Raw genomic sequence first — 14,316 nt, 5'->3', positions numbered from 1 at the left:
GGGCGGCGCCGACGGTGGAAGTCCCCCTCCGGCCCTTCGGGCCACCTCCCCCCAAGGGGAGGATCTAGAACCACCGACCAACAAAAAGGCCCCGGATCGCTCCGGGGCCTTTCTCGTGTTTCACGTGAAACACCAAGCTTAAGTATTCATGCTCTGGAAGAAATCGCCGTTCGTCTTCGACTGGCGCAGCTTGTCGAGCAGGAACTCGATGGCGTCCGAAGCGCCCATCGGATTGAGGATCCGGCGCAGCACGTAGGTCTTTTGCAGCTGGTCGCGCGGGGTGATGAGCTCTTCCTTGCGGGTGCCCGACTTGAGCACGTCGATGGCCGGGAAGATGCGCTTGTCGGCCACCTTGCGGTCCAGGACGATTTCCGAGTTACCGGTGCCCTTGAACTCTTCGAAGATGACTTCGTCCATGCGGCTGCCGGTGTCGATCAGGGCCGTGGCGATGATCGACAGCGAGCCGCCCTCTTCCACGTTGCGCGCGGCGCCGAAGAAGCGCTTGGGGCGCTGCAGGGCGTTGGCGTCGACACCGCCGGTCAGCACCTTGCCCGACGACGGGACCGTGGTGTTGTAGGCGCGGCCCAGGCGGGTCACCGAGTCCAGCAGGATGACGACGTCGCGCTTGTGCTCGACCAGGCGCTTGGCCTTCTCGATCACCATCTCGGCGACTTGCACGTGGCGCGTGGCCGGCTCGTCGAAGGTCGAGGCGATGACCTCGCCCTTCACCGTACGCTGCATGTCGGTGACTTCTTCCGGGCGCTCGTCGATCAGCAAGACGATCAGATAGCACTCGGGGTGGTTGGTCTCGATCGACTTGGCGATGTTCTGCAGCATCACCGTCTTACCCACGCGCGGCGGGGCGACGATCAGGCAGCGCTGGCCCTTGCCGAGCGGAGCGACGATGTCGATGACGCGGCCCGAGCGATCCTTGATGGTCGGATCGGGCAGTTCCATGTTCAGGCGCTCTTCGGGATAGAGCGGCGTCAGGTTGTCGAAGTGCACCTTGTGGCGCACGTTTTCCGGGCTTTCGAAGTTGATCTTCGAAACGCTGGTCAGAGCGAAGTAACGCTCGCCTTCACGGGGCGAACGGATCGCGCCCTCGACGCTGTCGCCGGTGCGCAGGCCGAACTTGCGGATCTGCGAGGGCGAAACGTAGATGTCGTCCGGGCCCGGCAGGTAGTTGGCTTCCGGCGAGCGCAGGAAGCCGAAGCCGTCCTGCAGCACTTCCATGGTGCCCGAACCGAAGATCTCCACGCCTTCTTCGGCGAGGGTCTTCAGGATGGCGAACATCATGTCCTGCTTGCGCATCGAGTTGGCGTTCTCGACCTCGAAGGTCTCGGCGAACGCCAGCAGGTCGGCCGGGGACTTCTCCTTCAGTTCCTGCAGCGACATGCGCGTCAGGCCCATGGCGGCGATGGCCGCCGTGATCTCGGAGTTGTCGTCCTCGTCGCCGGCGTCGCCCTCGATGGCGATTTCAGCCGCTTCGGCGACGATCTCGACGGCGGCTTCGTCCGTGGTTTCCCCAAGGGCTTCCACGGGGGCGTCCAGTTCGAGCGGGACTTGCGGATCGGTTTCTTCAGTCATGCATAGACTCGCGGTCGCCCGGATACGATCCGGGCTTGGATAGAAATTCAGCCGGCTTCAGGCGAAGGCGGCGATGTGGTCGCGCCATGACGACGGCGCGGATCGATCAGGGGAACGGATCATGAGGCGCACCAGGACGGGCGCGATCCGTGAAAGGCGGGAACGCAGCGGTATGGCCGCAACGTCTGACCAAGACGGGAACCACAAGGCGGGTTCCTGGTCAAGCGCTACCGATGGAGTCCTGTGGGGGCTCCATCCCCTGGCGGGGGATAAGGATGGGAGAACGCCGGGTCGGGCGCTCTCCGGCTAGTTCAGGTACTTGGTCGTCACCGACAGCACGATGACGATCGCCGCCACGAAGGGCAGCTCGTTGGTCGCCCGCCAGAACTTCTCAGAGCGGGTGTTCTGGCCGGCCTCGAACGCCTTTCGGGCCTTCGACAGGAAGCCGTGCCAGCCGAACAGGAAGAACACGCCCGCCAGCTTGGCCAGCATCCAGGGCTTCAGCAGAAAGTCCCACCCGCGGATCGCGCCGTCGGCCATGATCAGCCCCAGGCCGAAGACCAGGGCGGCGATCATCGCCGGATTGATGATCCCGCGCAGCAGCCGCCGCTCCATGACCTTGAAGGTCGCGTCCATCTCCGAGCCCAGCGTGGCGCCCGTGTGATAGACGTAGAGGCGCGGCAGGTAGAGCATCCCCGCCATCCACGCGATCACGGCCAGGATGTGCAGGCCGCGGATCAGGTTGAAATGCTCGACCAGGAAGTCGGTCACGCGCGGGCTCCAGAGGCGGCTTTGGGGCAGGGTTGGTCGCTTCCGCAGACCTGCGGCGCTTCCGAAGAAAGCGCCTCGGTGACGAGAGTCCCCAAACAATCGATGAACACGGGCGATACGCCAAGCGCCGGCACGCGGGCATAGATCGAGCCGCCGTGCTCGTAGGCCAGCTCCCGATATTCCACGTCCAGCTCGACCAGCGTCTCGATGTGCTCGGAAACGAAGGCGATCGGCGTGACCACCAGGGCAAGGCCGGCCTTGGCCGCGGCCTTGACCTCGTCGTCGGTGGACGGGCCGATCCACTTCAGCGGGCCGACCCTGCTCTGATAGCTGATCTTCCAGTCGACCCCCTCGCCCAGGATGTCGCCGAGCCTTTCGACGACCGCCGCGGCGGTGGCCTCGACCTGGCGCTGATAGGGATCGCCGGCGGTGATCACCTTTTCGGGCAGGCCGTGGGCCGAGAACAGGATCCGCGCCGGCTTGGGCGATCCGGCCTTGGCGTACTCGGCCCGGATCAGATCAGCGTGCGCCTGCACGAAGTTTTCCGCCGTCGGATAGCAGCACACCGTCGTCGTCCGGCCCGGCCCCTTGCGGTAGGCCTTCTTCCACGCCTTCAGCGACGAAGCCGTCGTCGTCGTCGAGTATTGCGGATAGAGCGGCAGCAGCACCACCTCGTCCGGCTTCCAGGCCTTCACCGCCCTGGCGGTCTCGCCGCTCAGCGGGTTCCAGTAGCGCATGGCCACGAAGGCCTTGACCGTGTCGCCCGGCAGGCGCTCGGCCAGAACCGCCTCCAGCGCCCTCGCCTGCTTGTCGGTTTCCGGCAGCAGGGGCGAGCCGCCGCCCATCAGGGCGTAGTTGGCGCGCGCCGACTTGGCCCGGGTGGTCGAGATCAGCGCCGCCACCGGATAGCGAACGAAGAACGGCGCCTGGATGATCGCGGGATCACGAAACAGGTTGAACAGGAACGGCCGCACCGCGGCCTGGCCGTCGGGCCCGCCGAGGTTGAACAGGACGACGGCGATCTTCCGTCCAGCCTGGGCGCTGCTCTTCAACTCGCTCACAGGCCGGTCACCCGCTTCAGCACCTGCTCGACATGAGCGATCGGCGTGTCGGGCAGGATGCCGTGACCCAGGTTGAAGATATAGGGGCCCTGTCCCCACTGTGCGAGCATCTGCTCGACGCGTTCGTCCAGAGCCGCGCCGCCGGCCCGCAGCAGCAGCGGATCGAGAGCCCCCTGGATGGTCTTGGTCTTCTGGATCGTTTGGCCCAGCTTCGCCGAGGCCGAGGTGTCGAGCGCCACGCCCTCCACCGGCACGGCCTGCGCGTAGGCCTCGACGAGCGTTCCGGCCCCGCGGGGGAAGCCGATCAGCGGCACGGTCACGCCGCGCGCGCGAAGGCCCTCGGCGATGGCGATGTGCGGCCTGGTCACCAGACGCTCGAAAAGCGGCTCGGAGAGGCCTTCGGCCCAGCTTTCGAACAGCTTCAGCGCCTGGGCGCCGGAAGCGGCCTGCATGGCCAGATAATCGACCGTGGCGTCGACCAGGATCTGGATCAGTCGGTCCAGCTTGTCGGCGTTCTGGTAGGCAAAGGTCCGCGCGCCCGAGCGATCGCTCGATCCGCCCTCGATCATGTAGGTCGCCACCGTCCACGGCGCGCCGGCGAAGCCGATCAGGGCCTTGGAGGGATCGATGTCGGCGCGGACGCGCGAGAGCGTCTCGCCGACGGCCTTCAGGGCCTCGCCCGCCTGCTGGGTCTTGTCGGCCATGGCGTCCAGATCAGGCAGTTCGCCGAGCTTGGGGCCTTCGCCGGCCTCGAACCACACCTTCTGGCCCAGCGCGCCCGGGATCAGCAGGATGTCGGCGAACACGATCGCCGCGTCATACGGAAAGCGGCGCAGCGGCTGCAGGGTGACCTCGGCCGCCTTCTCCGGGTTCAGGCAGAAGCTGATGAAGTCCGGAGCCGTCGCCCGCACGGCGCGATACTCGGGCAAATACCGGCCCGCCTGGCGCATGAACCAGACCGGGGGACGCTCGGCGGTTTCACCGGCCAGCACGGAGAGAAACTTCGGGATCGGAGAGCTCGTCATACCGGCGGTTAAATCCCGGCGAGCCGTTCCACTCAAGTCCGTGCGACCCCGTACCCTCTTATTCTTCTTAAAAATAAGAATCTTAGAAAGAGAGGAGGAAGGAGGAGGGCAAGTGCAACACGGGGATAAGTCCGCCCCGGTGGACAACTCCAACAGGCCCTACTCGGTATGCCCCAGCTTGGTACACATGGGAGTCATACCTTGTGAACTTCGTGGACAAGCTTCCAAGCCACGAGATTCCTTACGAAACCCAGACGATGGTGAACGGGAGATTAACCATCCGTTAGGACTTTCCACAAGCGCGGGAGAACGCGCGGGCACAGGTCCCGGAGGTCAGGTTCAAGCTGGGGATTGTCCGGCGTCAATGAGGCCGTTTATCACAGGGGCGCGGCGCAGCGTCGCGCTGGGGCGCATTTGGCGCCCGCTTGTCCCCAGAAGGCTCCCAGAGTGGTAAAGCAACCCTTAACGGATGATCCACAGGATGGGGCCTCGGCTGAGACCGATCGCCACACCGCGCGGTTCGCCACCTACTTCCATATCCACCTGGTTTCGGACTCCACGGGCGAGACCTTGAACGCCATGGCGCGGGCGGTCTGTGCACGCTTCACCGATATCCTGCCAATCGAACACATCTACGCGCTGGTTCGTTCCATCCGGCAGCTGGACCGGGCTCTGGAGGAGATCGCCGGGGCGCCGGGGGTGGTTATGCACACCATCATCGATCCTGGCCTGCGTGCGGCGCTCGAGGAGGGCTGCCGCAAGCTCGACATGCCGTGCATCGCCGCGCTGGATCCCGTGGTCAGCGCCATGTCGCGCTATCTGGGGGCCAAGATCTCCACGCGCGTGGGCGCGCAGCACGCGCTGAACAACGACTATTTCGACCGCATTGAGGCTCTGGACTACGCCATCGCCCATGACGACGGCCAGGGCGGCCAGGATCTGACCCAGGCCGACGTGATCCTGGTGGGCGTCTCGCGGACCTCCAAGACGCCGACCTGCATCTATCTGGCCCACCGCGGCGTGCGCGCGGCCAACGTGCCGCTGGTGCCGGGCCGTCCGCCGCCCGAGCAGCTGTTCGAACTGAAGAACACCCTGATCGTGGGCCTGATGACCACGCCCGAGCGGCTGATCCAGATCCGTCGCAACCGCCTTCTGTCGCTCAAGGAGAATAGAGAGAGCGACTATATCGACACCGACAGCGTGCGCGCCGAGATCATCGCGGCTCGCCGCCTGTTCGAGAAGAACGGCTGGCCGATCATCGACGTCACCCGCCGCTCTGTGGAGGAAACCGCCGCGGCGATCATCAACCTGCTGTCGGGCGGCCGTGGCCAGGTCGAGGTGCTGGGATGAGCGCCCCCTCCCCCACCCCGATCGTGCTGGCCTCCACCAGCTGGACCCGCCAGACCATTCTCAAGAACGCCGGCGTGCCGTTCGAGGCCGTGGCCTCGGGTGTGGATGAAGAGGCCGCAAAGGCCGGGCTGCTGGCCGAGGAGGTCACGCCGCGCGACGTCGCCGACGCCCTGGCCGAGATGAAGGCGGTCAAGGTTTCCCACAAGCGGCCCGGCCTGGTCATCGGCTCGGACCAGACCCTGGAGCTTAAAGGCCGCCTGTTCGACAAGGTCGACACCATCGAGGCCGCCCGCGCCCGCCTGCTGGAGCTGCGCGGAGAAGTCCACAAGCTGCATTCCGGCGTCGTCGTCGCCCGTGACGGCCGCCCGATCTGGCGCATCGTCGAGACCGCGAAGCTGTCGGTCCGGCCGTTCAGCGAGGCCTGGCTCGACGGCTATCTGGAGCGCAACGGCGAGCAGATCCTGTCGTCTGTCGGCTGCTACATGCTCGAAGGCGAAGGCCTGCAGATGTTCGACCGTATAGACGGCGATTACTTCACCATCCTCGGGCTGCCGATGACCGGCCTGCTCGACTTCCTGCGCCTGCACGGAGCCCTCCAGGCATGATTTTCAAGATTACCGGCCAGGCCCTGGTGGCCGGCGTCTGCGGCCAGCCGATCGTCCATTCGATGAGCCCGCTGCTGCACAACGCCTGGCTGGCCGGCGCGGGGATCGACGGGGCCTATGTGCCGATGGGTCCGGCCGAGGACCGGTTCGAGGCCTTCGTGAACGGCTTCCGGGGCGGGGTGATCCAGGGCCTGAACGTCACCATCCCCTTCAAGGAGCGGGCCTTGGCCTGCGCCGACGAGGCCAGCGACCTGGCCCGCCTGGCCGGCGCGGCCAACCTGCTGAGGTTCCGGGAAGACGGCACGATCTTCGCCGACAACACCGACGGCCCGGGCCTTCTGGGCGCGATCGCCGCCCAGGCGCCGGATTTCGACGTCACCGCCGCGCCGGTGGTGATCCTGGGGGCCGGCGGCGCGGCGCGTGGCGCGGCCGCGGCCCTGCTGCTGGCCGGCGCGCCCAGGGTGGGGATCGTCAACCGCACGGTTTCCAAGGCCCAGGCGATCGCCGACGCCCTTGGCGACAGGGTCACCGCAGCCGGCGAGGCCGACCTGCCCGCGCTGCTGGCCGAGGCGGGCCTGGTCATCAACGCCACCTCGCTGGGCCTGGGCGGCGGCGACGGCCCGCCAGCCAACCTGACCCTGACGCCGCAAGGCTGCGTGGTGATGGACATGGTCTACAAGCCGCTGCGCACCGAGTTCCTGCAGCGGGCGGAAGCGGCCGGCCGGTCCACCGTGGATGGCCTGGAGATGTTGCTGCTGCAGGCCGTGCCGTCGTTCGAGGCCTTCTTCGGCCAGGCCCCGCCGGCCGATGTCGACGTGCGCGCCGTCGCCTTGGCCCACCTGGGAGAAGCCGCCAAGTGATCATCCTCGGCCTCACCGGCTCGATCGGCATGGGCAAGTCGACCACGGCCAAGATGTTCGAGGCCCAGGGCGCGCCGGTCTACGACTCCGACGCCGCCGTGCACGCGCTCTATTCGGCGGGCGGCGCGGCCGTGGCCCCGGTCGAGGCGGCCTTTCCGGGCGTCGTCGTTGACGGTGCAATCGATCGCGCCCGGCTCAGCGCCCAGGTGGTCGGCGATCCCGAAGCCCTGGAAAAACTGGAGGCCATCGTCCACCCGCTGGTCGGCGCCCACCGCATCGGCTTCTTCGAGAAGGCGCAAGCCGCGGGCCACGACATCGTCGTGCTGGACGTGCCGCTGCTCTACGAGACCGGCGGCCAGAAGAACGTCCACAAGGTGGTGGTGGTCAGCGCCCCCGCGCAGGTCCAGCGCGAGCGGGTGCTGGCCCGCCCAGGCATGACGCCCGAAAAGTTCGAGGCGATCCTGGCGCGCCAGCTGCCCGACGCCGAAAAGCGCGCCCGCGCCGATTTCGTGATCGATACGGGCAAGGGCCTGGATGTGGCCAGCGACCAGGTGCGCGACATCCTGACCCTGTTGAGAACCACGCCCCAAGCTTGATGCCGGAGTCGAACCGGCCCATTGAAAGGCCATGGCCCGGGAAATCATCCTCGACACCGAAACCACCGGCTTCGATCCGAAGACCGGCGACCGCCTGGTCGAAATCGGCTGCATCGAGGTGGTGGACTACATGCCCACCGGCCGCTCGTTCCACGAATATTGCGATCCGCTGCGCGACATGCCGGCCGAGGCCGAGAAGGTGCACGGCCTGTCGGCCGCCTTCCTGACCGGCAAACCGAAGTTCCACGAGATCGCCGACAAGTTCCTGGAATTCGTCGGCGACAGCGTGGTCGTGGCCCACAACGCCTCGTTCGACCGCAGCTTCGTCAATTTCGAACTGGAGAAGTGCGGGCGTCCGTCGCTGCCGGAAGAGCGCTGGGTCGACACCCTGGCCATGGCCAAGAAGCGCTTTCCGGGCATGTACAACTCGCTCGACGCGCTGTGCAAACGCTTCAAGATCAGCCTCGACAGCCGCGACAAGCACGGGGCGCTGATCGACTCCCACCTGCTGGCCGAGGTCTATCTCGAACTGCAGGGCGGCAAGGAGCGCGCGCTGGAGCTGACCCACGCGGTGTCGGCCAACGCCATCAGCGCCGCCCGCGCCGGCGGCTACGGCGCCCGTCCGCGTCCCCTGCCCTTCCGCTCGACTGACGACGAACGCGCCGTCCACGCCGACTGGATCAAGAAGAACCTCAAGGACAAGGCCGTCTGGCTGAAGTTCGACCTGCCGGAACTGGCGCCGGCGGCGGAATAGTTCAACCTCTCCCATAGGGAGAGGGAGGGGCCCGTCGCGAAGCGATGGGAGGGTGAGGGGGTTACACCCTCGCCGATTTTCCAAAGGCAGTGCCGGCACACCGGCTGATGTCGTAACCCCTCATCCTCTCATGCTGCGCATGGGCCCCTCCTTCTCCCAGAGGGAGAAGGTGAAAAGGGGCGGCCTCGCCTTTAGACCTTCAGATCCGCCGTCACAGGCGCATGGTCGCTGGGGCGTTCCCATTCGCGCACGGTGTCGTGCACCTTGGCCGAGACCTTGCCGTCGACGATCGCCGCCTCGCGCAGGCCGGGGCTGGCCAGAATGTGGTCCAGGCGCAGGCCGCGGTTGGACTTGCGGAAGTCGGCGGCGCGATAGCTCCACCACGAGAACAGCTTTTCAGGCTCGGGCACAGCCAGGCGCGGCAGGTCCAGCAGGTCCATCGACTTGATCAGGGCGTCGAAGGCCTCGAGCTCGGGCGGGGTGTGGCTCACCACTTTCAGCATCTGGCGGTGGCTCCAGACGTCGTTTTCGCCCGGCGCGATATTCAGGTCGCCGGTGACGATCAGTGGCGCCTTGGGATCGCGCTTCTTCAGGGCGGCCGTCAGGGTCTCGTAGAAATCGAGCTTGTGGTCGAACTTCGGATTGGCGACGCGGTCGGGCAGATCGCCGCCGGCCGGGATGTAGAAGTTCTGGATCTCGACCCCGGCCACCTTCACCGCCACGCAGCGGGCATGGCCCTCGCGGCAGTTCATCAAGGTGGGGGCCTCCTCGATCGGCAGGCGCGAGGCGATGGCCACGCCGTGCCAGCCCTTCTGGCCCATGATCTTCAGATGCGGCAGGCCCATGGCCTCGAAGGCCTCGCGCGGGAACTCGCTCTCCTGGCACTTGATCTCCTGCATGCACAGGACATCGGGAGCGGTTTCGTCGACGAAACGCGCGGCCTGTTCGGCGCGCAGGCGGACGGAATTGACGTTCCAGGTGGCGATACGGAGGCGCATGCCGCTCCCCTACCCCGGTTTAGCGTCGCCACAAAGAAAAACGCCCGGACACGCGAGGCGTCCGGGCGAAAGTCAGGTCTCTCATGCCGCCGCCGGGAGGGGATAGATCCGGCACGGTTTGCGAAGAGCGGGTCGGGCGCTCATCGCCATGCGTGATAAAAGTGCCACGCCGAAACTTTTAGTCAAGCGAAAAACAGCTTCTCTATTGCATGTTGTGAGAATGTCACAAACCGGCTGGCTTGCACGGATGTCAGCCGGTGGCCGGCTTGCCCGTACGGCGGCGCGGATCGGTCAGCACGAACAGCTTCGGATCGATGGCGCCGACCTTGTCCAGGCCCGACAGGCGCACCCGGGTCTGGCCGCCCTTCACGTCGCTGATGGTCCAGCCGATCAGTTCGGGCTCGTTGCTGAAGTTCATCTCCAGCCGGCCCAGGGTCTGACGCTTGGCGTCCTGGGCCACGATCGTGAAGCCGTCGGCCAGCTTGCGCACGCTGGTGATCTTCACGCCGCGATCCAGGCGCACCTCGCGCGCCAGCAGCAGGGCCAGCGGCGTGCGGCTGAGCGGATAGCTCTCGAAGGTCTTCAGGCGGCTGTCGAAGATGTTGACGTTATTGCCGTTGCTGACGACCAGCAGGCCGTTGGGACCGTCATACTCGAAACGCGCCTTGCCCGGCCGCTGCAGCCACAGGGTGCCTTGCGTGGTCACCCCACGCGGATCGGTCTGCACGAAGCGGCCCTTGGCGTTGGACAGGCCCTGGATATAGGCCGTCGCCTTGGCGATCAGCGCCTTGTCCTCGTCGGACAGCTCCTGGGCCAGGGCTGGCGCGCCGAAAGCGGTCGCCATCAGGCCCGCGCCGCCGGCGGCGATCAGGGTGCGACGGTTCATGGTGGTCTGCGTCATGCGAACTCCTTCACCTCCACCTTTGCCCTGTGCGCGCGTCGCGGGAAAGGCCATGGGGCGGCCGTTTTCCGGCGCTGCGATGAAGGGCCGTTCAGGTTGGGGCTGGAGGAACGCGGCCGAACGGCCGAGGTTTCGCGCGAGGGCGCCGTCAGGCGGCCTTCTTGGCGTCCTTGTCCTTCTTGGCCTTCTTGTCCTTCTTCGGCTTGTCGGCCTTTTCCGCCTTGGGCTTCTTGGCCTTCGGCTCGGGACGCGGCGCGTGAAGGTCGACGGCGGCCATCTCGGCCAGCAGGTCGAGGAAGCCGTCGCGCTTGCCGGCCTTCAGCAGCGACAGGATCCGGGCGTCGGCGGCGGCCACGCGCGGCAGGCTCTCCTCCAGGATCAGCCGGCCGGCCTCGGTCAGGCGCACGGAGTTGGCGCGGGCGTCCTGTTCCGAACGCTGACGTTCCAGGTGACCCTTGGCGATCATCCGCGCGACCATGTCGGCCAGGGTCGAGCGGTCGATGCCGGTGGCCTTCACCAGGCCCGTCTGGGTGACGCCCTCGTGCTGGGCCACGGCGGCCAGAACCGCGAACTGGCGTTGGGTGATCCCGCCGGCGCCGGTTTCTTCCACATAGATGTCGAGGGCGGTCTGCAGCACCCGGTGCAGCAGGTGGCTGGGCGAGCGGTCCAGCACCCCGACCTCGCGCGCCGCGGTCTTGTCGCTCTTGTGCTTGGCCATGTCGTCCGCCCCGTTTCCGCTGACGGACGTCCAGCTAGCACGCTAACGCGTCGGTTTGACGACAGATGGTCCGTGGGCGGTAGATGCTTCCCATTTGGGGCAGCTGTCGCCCCCGGGTCCAGCCGGAGGCTGGCCCGAGGATAAACTCCGCGACCGAGGGGGGCGCCGCAGGCGGACTAGAACCCGGCGTCGGGCGGCTCGGGGGTCTTCTGGTCGTCCGGCTTGGCCATGTGCTTCATGATGAAGGGCGTCTGGGTCAGCGAGAAGACGATGGCCAGCGGCAGCAGGGCGATGCGGAACTTCACCCAGGTCGGGGTGTCCTGGGTCAGGCGCACCACCTCGTTGGCGATGGCCGCCACCGCGAAATAGCCGCCGTAGCGCAGGGTCAGGGTCCGCCAGGCGGCGTCAGACATGTGCAGCGCCTCGCCCATCAGCGCCTTCAGCGGCGCGCGATTGAGGAAGACCCCGCCGATCATGAAGGCCGCCAGGGCGCCGTTGACGACGGTGACCTTGATCTTCACGAACACGTCGCTGTGGAAAGCCAGTCCAAGGACGCCGAAGATCAGGGCCATCAAGCCCGAGAACAGTGGCAGCAGGGCCACGCGGCGCTCGACGGCGTAGCCGACGACCAGGGCCAGGGCCGAGGCGGCGACCAGCACCCAGGTGGCGGTCTGGAAGTTCTTGGTGGCGAAGTAGGTGACGGCGAAGGCGATCGGCGCGCCGTAATCGACGGCGGTGCGCACCCAGGCGGTCTTCTTCTTGCTCTCGGCGGTCACGTGTTCAGTCCTCCAGGCCGACCAGCGAGCGCGAGAAGGCGCGGGCGTCGAACGGCTGCAGGTCGTCGATGCCCTCGCCGACGCCGATCAGCTTGATCGGGCTGTCCGAGGCGCGGGCGACGGGGATCAGCACGCCGCCGCGGGCGGTGCCGTCCAGCTTGGTCATGACGATGCCCGAAACGCCGACGCTGTTGCCGAACACCTTTTCCTGGGCCAGCGCGTTGCGGCCGACAGTGGCGTCGAGCACCAGCAGGGTCTCGTGCGGGTAGTCGGGATCCACCTTCTTGACCACGCGGATGACCTTCAGGAGCTCGTCCATCAGGCCCTGCTTGTTCTGCAGGCGGCCGGCGGTGTCGATCAGCACCACGTCGTAGCCTTCGGCCTTGGCGCGCTCGACGGCCTCGAAGGCCAGGGCGGCGGCGTCGCTGCCGGTGGGCTTGGACATGAAGTCGGCGCCGGCCCGGTCGGCCCACACCTTCAGCTGCTCGACGGCGGCGGCGCGGAAGGTGTCGCCGGCGGCGATCAGCACGCGGGCGCCTTTCTCGGTCAGGTCGGCGGCGATCTTGCCCAGCGTCGTGGTCTTGCCCGAGCCGTTGACGCCGATGAACAGCACGACATAGGGGCGCGGACCGTCCAGCGGGTCGAAACGGCCTTCGCGGTCGGCCAGCTCGGCGGTGATCAGTTCGGCCAGGGCTTCCTTGACCTCGCGGTCGCTTGAGGCCTTGCCGAAGCGCGCCTTGCCGAAGGCGTCGGTGATGCGGGCGGCGATCTGCGGGCCGAGGTCGGCCTCGATCAGCATTTCCTCCAGCGCGTCGAGCTGTTCCTGGTCCAGCGGCTTCTTGGTGAAGGCGCCGGTGACCTGGTCGGTCATCTGCTGGGAGGACTTGGCCAGACCGGCGGTGAGCCGCTGGAACCAGCCTTGTTTCTGCGAGGGCTTTTCGCTCATCCGCGCTCCTGTAGCGAGGTGGGTGGAAAAGTGAAGACGCGATTTACGATTCAGGGTTAGCGCCACGGAAGCGTGAACGGTTGCGCTTGAGCCCGGAGCATGGCGTCTAGAGCCGATGGATCCCCTGGCCGCCGCCCTTTTCTGGCTCGACTACGCCGCCGCCGCCGTGTTCGGCGCGACCGGGGCGCTGGCCGCCGCGCGGCGCAAGCACGACATCGTCACCTTCGGCTTCTTCGCCGCGATCACCGGCGTGGGCGGTGGCACGTTGCGCGACCTGCTGATCGGAGCGCCGGTGTTCTGGATCCAACGGCCGGGCTACATCCTGGCCTGCCTGGCGGCGGCGCTGGTGATCTGGCTCTTGGGCCAGCGCGGCTGGCGGTTCCGCGCCCTGCTGTGGCTCGACGCCCTGGGCATGGCCGCCTACGCCGTGGTCGGCACGGCGAAGGCCCTGAGCCTGGGCGTGCATCCCTTCACCTCGGTGATCATGGGCGTGCTCACCACGGCCTTCGGCGGGGTGGTGCGCGACGTGCTGGCCGAGGAGCCCAACCTGCTGCTACGTCGCGAGATCTACATCACCGCCGCCCTGCTGGGCGCTGCGGTGTTCGCGATCCTGCAATGGCTGAATGTCGGCTTCTGGCCGGCGGGCGTGGCCGGCTTCACGGCCGCCTTCTGCCTGCGCGCCGGCGCCATCAAGCTGGGCTGGAGCCTGCCCGGGTTCATGGGCGGGGAAGAAAAGGTCAGGGACTGACCCCCCCCCTCCGGCCCTGTTGAGCGCCTAGATGCTCCCCCTTTGGGGGTGCTGTCGCGGAGCGACTGAGGGGTCTTCACGTATCCCGATCAGGATGCTGCCTCGACACGACCGGGCTCGCCGAGCCGCCCATTGGCGCGCGCACCGGCATGTCGGCCAGATGCTCCATCCAGGCGGGCCGGCTGTCGATCGCCAGCTGGACCACCGGCTCGACCGCTGACGGATCGTCGAAGGCGAACACGGCCAGGTCGATCTTGTCGTGGCTCCACTCATAGGTCAGGGGCGTGCCGCAGGCGGCGCAGAAGCCGCGGCGGATCGCGTCCGAGCTCTGGAAGGTCGCCCGCTCGCCCCGGGTCCAGGTCAGGTCGGCCTGGTTCACCGTCACCAGCGCGCCGAACGGACCGCCGAACGCCTTCTGGCACATCCGGCAATGGCAGATCGAGGCGCGGCCGGGCTGGCCCGCCACCCGGAACCGCACCGCGCCGCACTGGCAGCCGCCGCTCAAGCCCATGATCCCCTCCACCGCCGAGGCGGCACCAGAGGTCAGATCCCGCGTGACAGCAAGGCCCGACGCGGTGTTCAACGCATGCAGTAATGCGTTCGAGTTAGTAAATCGTGAG

Annotated in this window: 16 protein-coding genes; 6 read left to right on the top strand and 10 right to left on the bottom strand. The window is 67.1% G+C overall.

Going from position 1 to position 14,316, the window contains the following annotated elements; all coding sequences use genetic code 11:
* Positions 1-138: 138 nt before the first annotated feature.
* From rho to hemE, 4 genes are all read right to left on the bottom strand, one after another.
* Positions 139-1,587 (bottom strand): transcription termination factor Rho, encoded by a 1,449-nt coding sequence (rho, locus tag G5B46_RS10770; protein WP_165258595.1) that lies wholly within the window; start codon positions 1,585-1,587, stop codon positions 139-141.
* Between the two features lie 306 nt (positions 1,588-1,893).
* Positions 1,894-2,406 (bottom strand): CopD family protein, encoded by a 513-nt coding sequence (locus G5B46_RS10765; RefSeq protein WP_205691636.1) that lies wholly within the window; start codon positions 2,404-2,406, stop codon positions 1,894-1,896.
* The gene (hemH, locus tag G5B46_RS10760) at positions 2,355-3,410 is read right to left on the bottom strand and encodes a ferrochelatase (protein WP_165258946.1); all 1,056 of its coding nucleotides are present in this window, start codon (positions 3,408-3,410) and stop codon (positions 2,355-2,357) included. Before hemH ends, G5B46_RS10765 begins: the two co-directional genes overlap by 52 nt.
* Positions 3,411-3,415: 5 nt before the next feature.
* Positions 3,416-4,444: a uroporphyrinogen decarboxylase gene (gene hemE, locus G5B46_RS10755; protein WP_165258591.1), complete on the bottom strand. Its 1,029-nt coding sequence runs from the start codon at positions 4,442-4,444 to the stop codon at positions 3,416-3,418.
* A gap of 447 nt (positions 4,445-4,891) precedes the next feature.
* On the opposite strand from hemE, the gene G5B46_RS10750 reads away from it, so the two are divergent.
* Genes G5B46_RS10750 through dnaQ form a run of 5 tightly spaced genes read left to right on the top strand, consistent with a single transcriptional unit; the run spans position 4,892 to position 8,609 of the window.
* A complete protein-coding gene (locus tag G5B46_RS10750; RefSeq protein ID WP_165258589.1) occupies positions 4,892-5,794 on the top strand; it encodes a pyruvate, water dikinase regulatory protein in 903 nt (300 codons plus the stop codon).
* A complete protein-coding gene (locus tag G5B46_RS10745; RefSeq protein ID WP_165258587.1) occupies positions 5,791-6,399 on the top strand; it encodes a Maf family protein in 609 nt (202 codons plus the stop codon). The genes G5B46_RS10750 and G5B46_RS10745 overlap by 4 nt, the downstream gene beginning before the upstream one ends.
* On the top strand, positions 6,396-7,259 hold the full coding sequence (aroE, locus tag G5B46_RS10740) for a shikimate dehydrogenase (protein WP_165258585.1): 864 nt from the start codon (positions 6,396-6,398) through the stop codon (positions 7,257-7,259). Before G5B46_RS10745 ends, aroE begins: the two co-directional genes overlap by 4 nt.
* Entirely contained in the window at positions 7,256-7,855 is a 600-nt protein-coding gene (gene coaE / locus G5B46_RS10735) for a dephospho-CoA kinase (RefSeq protein ID WP_165258583.1), read from the top strand. Before aroE ends, coaE begins: the two co-directional genes overlap by 4 nt.
* A 31-nt stretch (positions 7,856-7,886) precedes the next feature.
* Positions 7,887-8,609: a DNA polymerase III subunit epsilon gene (gene dnaQ / locus G5B46_RS10730; protein WP_165258581.1), complete on the top strand. Its 723-nt coding sequence runs from the start codon at positions 7,887-7,889 to the stop codon at positions 8,607-8,609.
* 191 nt (positions 8,610-8,800) lie between these two features.
* Here the strand turns inward: dnaQ and G5B46_RS10725 are convergent, their stop codons facing one another.
* From G5B46_RS10725 to ftsY, 5 genes are all read right to left on the bottom strand, one after another.
* The gene (locus G5B46_RS10725) at positions 8,801-9,607 is read right to left on the bottom strand and encodes an exodeoxyribonuclease III (RefSeq protein WP_165258579.1); all 807 of its coding nucleotides are present in this window, start codon (positions 9,605-9,607) and stop codon (positions 8,801-8,803) included.
* 250 nt (positions 9,608-9,857) lie between these two features.
* The gene (locus G5B46_RS10720) at positions 9,858-10,451 is read right to left on the bottom strand and encodes an outer-membrane lipoprotein carrier protein LolA (RefSeq protein WP_240903444.1); all 594 of its coding nucleotides are present in this window, start codon (positions 10,449-10,451) and stop codon (positions 9,858-9,860) included.
* Positions 10,452-10,656: 205 nt separating this feature from the next.
* Positions 10,657-11,226, bottom strand: a complete 570-nt coding sequence (locus G5B46_RS10715; RefSeq protein WP_165258575.1) for a MarR family transcriptional regulator — start codon at positions 11,224-11,226, stop codon at positions 10,657-10,659.
* 176 nt (positions 11,227-11,402) lie between these two features.
* Positions 11,403-12,002 (bottom strand): inner membrane-spanning protein YciB, encoded by a 600-nt coding sequence (locus tag G5B46_RS10710; protein ID WP_165258573.1) that lies wholly within the window; start codon positions 12,000-12,002, stop codon positions 11,403-11,405.
* Between the two features lie 4 nt (positions 12,003-12,006).
* On the bottom strand, positions 12,007-12,948 hold the full coding sequence (gene ftsY / locus G5B46_RS10705; protein WP_165258571.1) for a signal recognition particle-docking protein FtsY: 942 nt from the start codon (positions 12,946-12,948) through the stop codon (positions 12,007-12,009).
* Positions 12,949-13,063: 115 nt separating this feature from the next.
* Here ftsY and G5B46_RS10700 point away from each other — a divergent pair, with 115 nt between their 5' ends.
* Complete coding sequence (locus G5B46_RS10700) at positions 13,064-13,696, top strand: trimeric intracellular cation channel family protein (protein ID WP_165258569.1); 633 nt, start codon at positions 13,064-13,066, stop codon at positions 13,694-13,696.
* 76 nt (positions 13,697-13,772) lie between these two features.
* Here the strand turns inward: G5B46_RS10700 and G5B46_RS10695 are convergent, their stop codons facing one another.
* Positions 13,773-14,207 carry a GFA family protein gene (locus G5B46_RS10695; RefSeq protein WP_165258567.1) on the bottom strand — a complete coding sequence of 145 codons (435 nt, stop codon included), beginning with the start codon at positions 14,205-14,207 and terminating at the stop codon, positions 13,773-13,775.
* Positions 14,208-14,316 lie beyond the last annotated feature (109 nt).

Source organism: Caulobacter sp. 602-2, from assembly GCF_011043625.1.
In the GTDB taxonomy this organism is placed as follows: domain Bacteria; phylum Pseudomonadota; class Alphaproteobacteria; order Caulobacterales; family Caulobacteraceae; genus Caulobacter.
This window is presented reverse-complemented; position numbering and strand designations above follow the sequence as displayed.

Excerpts from the sequence above, each read along its gene's own strand:
- rho (WP_165258595.1), bottom strand. The coding sequence starts at position 1,587 with ATGACTGAAGAAACCGATCCGCAAGTCCCGCTCGAACTGGACGCCCCC.
- hemE (WP_165258591.1), bottom strand. The coding sequence starts at position 4,444 with ATGACGAGCTCTCCGATCCCGAAGTTTCTCTCCGTGCTGGCCGGTGAA.
- G5B46_RS10745 (WP_165258587.1), top strand. The coding sequence starts at position 5,791 with ATGAGCGCCCCCTCCCCCACCCCGATCGTGCTGGCCTCCACCAGCTGG.
- aroE (WP_165258585.1), top strand. The coding sequence starts at position 6,396 with ATGATTTTCAAGATTACCGGCCAGGCCCTGGTGGCCGGCGTCTGCGGC.
- dnaQ (WP_165258581.1), top strand. The coding sequence starts at position 7,887 with ATGGCCCGGGAAATCATCCTCGACACCGAAACCACCGGCTTCGATCCG.
- G5B46_RS10725 (WP_165258579.1), bottom strand. The coding sequence starts at position 9,607 with ATGCGCCTCCGTATCGCCACCTGGAACGTCAATTCCGTCCGCCTGCGC.
- G5B46_RS10720 (WP_240903444.1), bottom strand. The coding sequence starts at position 10,451 with ATGGCGACCGCTTTCGGCGCGCCAGCCCTGGCCCAGGAGCTGTCCGAC.
- G5B46_RS10715 (WP_165258575.1), bottom strand. The coding sequence starts at position 11,226 with ATGGCCAAGCACAAGAGCGACAAGACCGCGGCGCGCGAGGTCGGGGTG.
- ftsY (WP_165258571.1), bottom strand. The coding sequence starts at position 12,948 with ATGAGCGAAAAGCCCTCGCAGAAACAAGGCTGGTTCCAGCGGCTCACC.
- G5B46_RS10700 (WP_165258569.1), top strand. The coding sequence starts at position 13,064 with ATGGATCCCCTGGCCGCCGCCCTTTTCTGGCTCGACTACGCCGCCGCC.
- G5B46_RS10695 (WP_165258567.1), bottom strand. The coding sequence starts at position 14,207 with ATGGGCTTGAGCGGCGGCTGCCAGTGCGGCGCGGTGCGGTTCCGGGTG.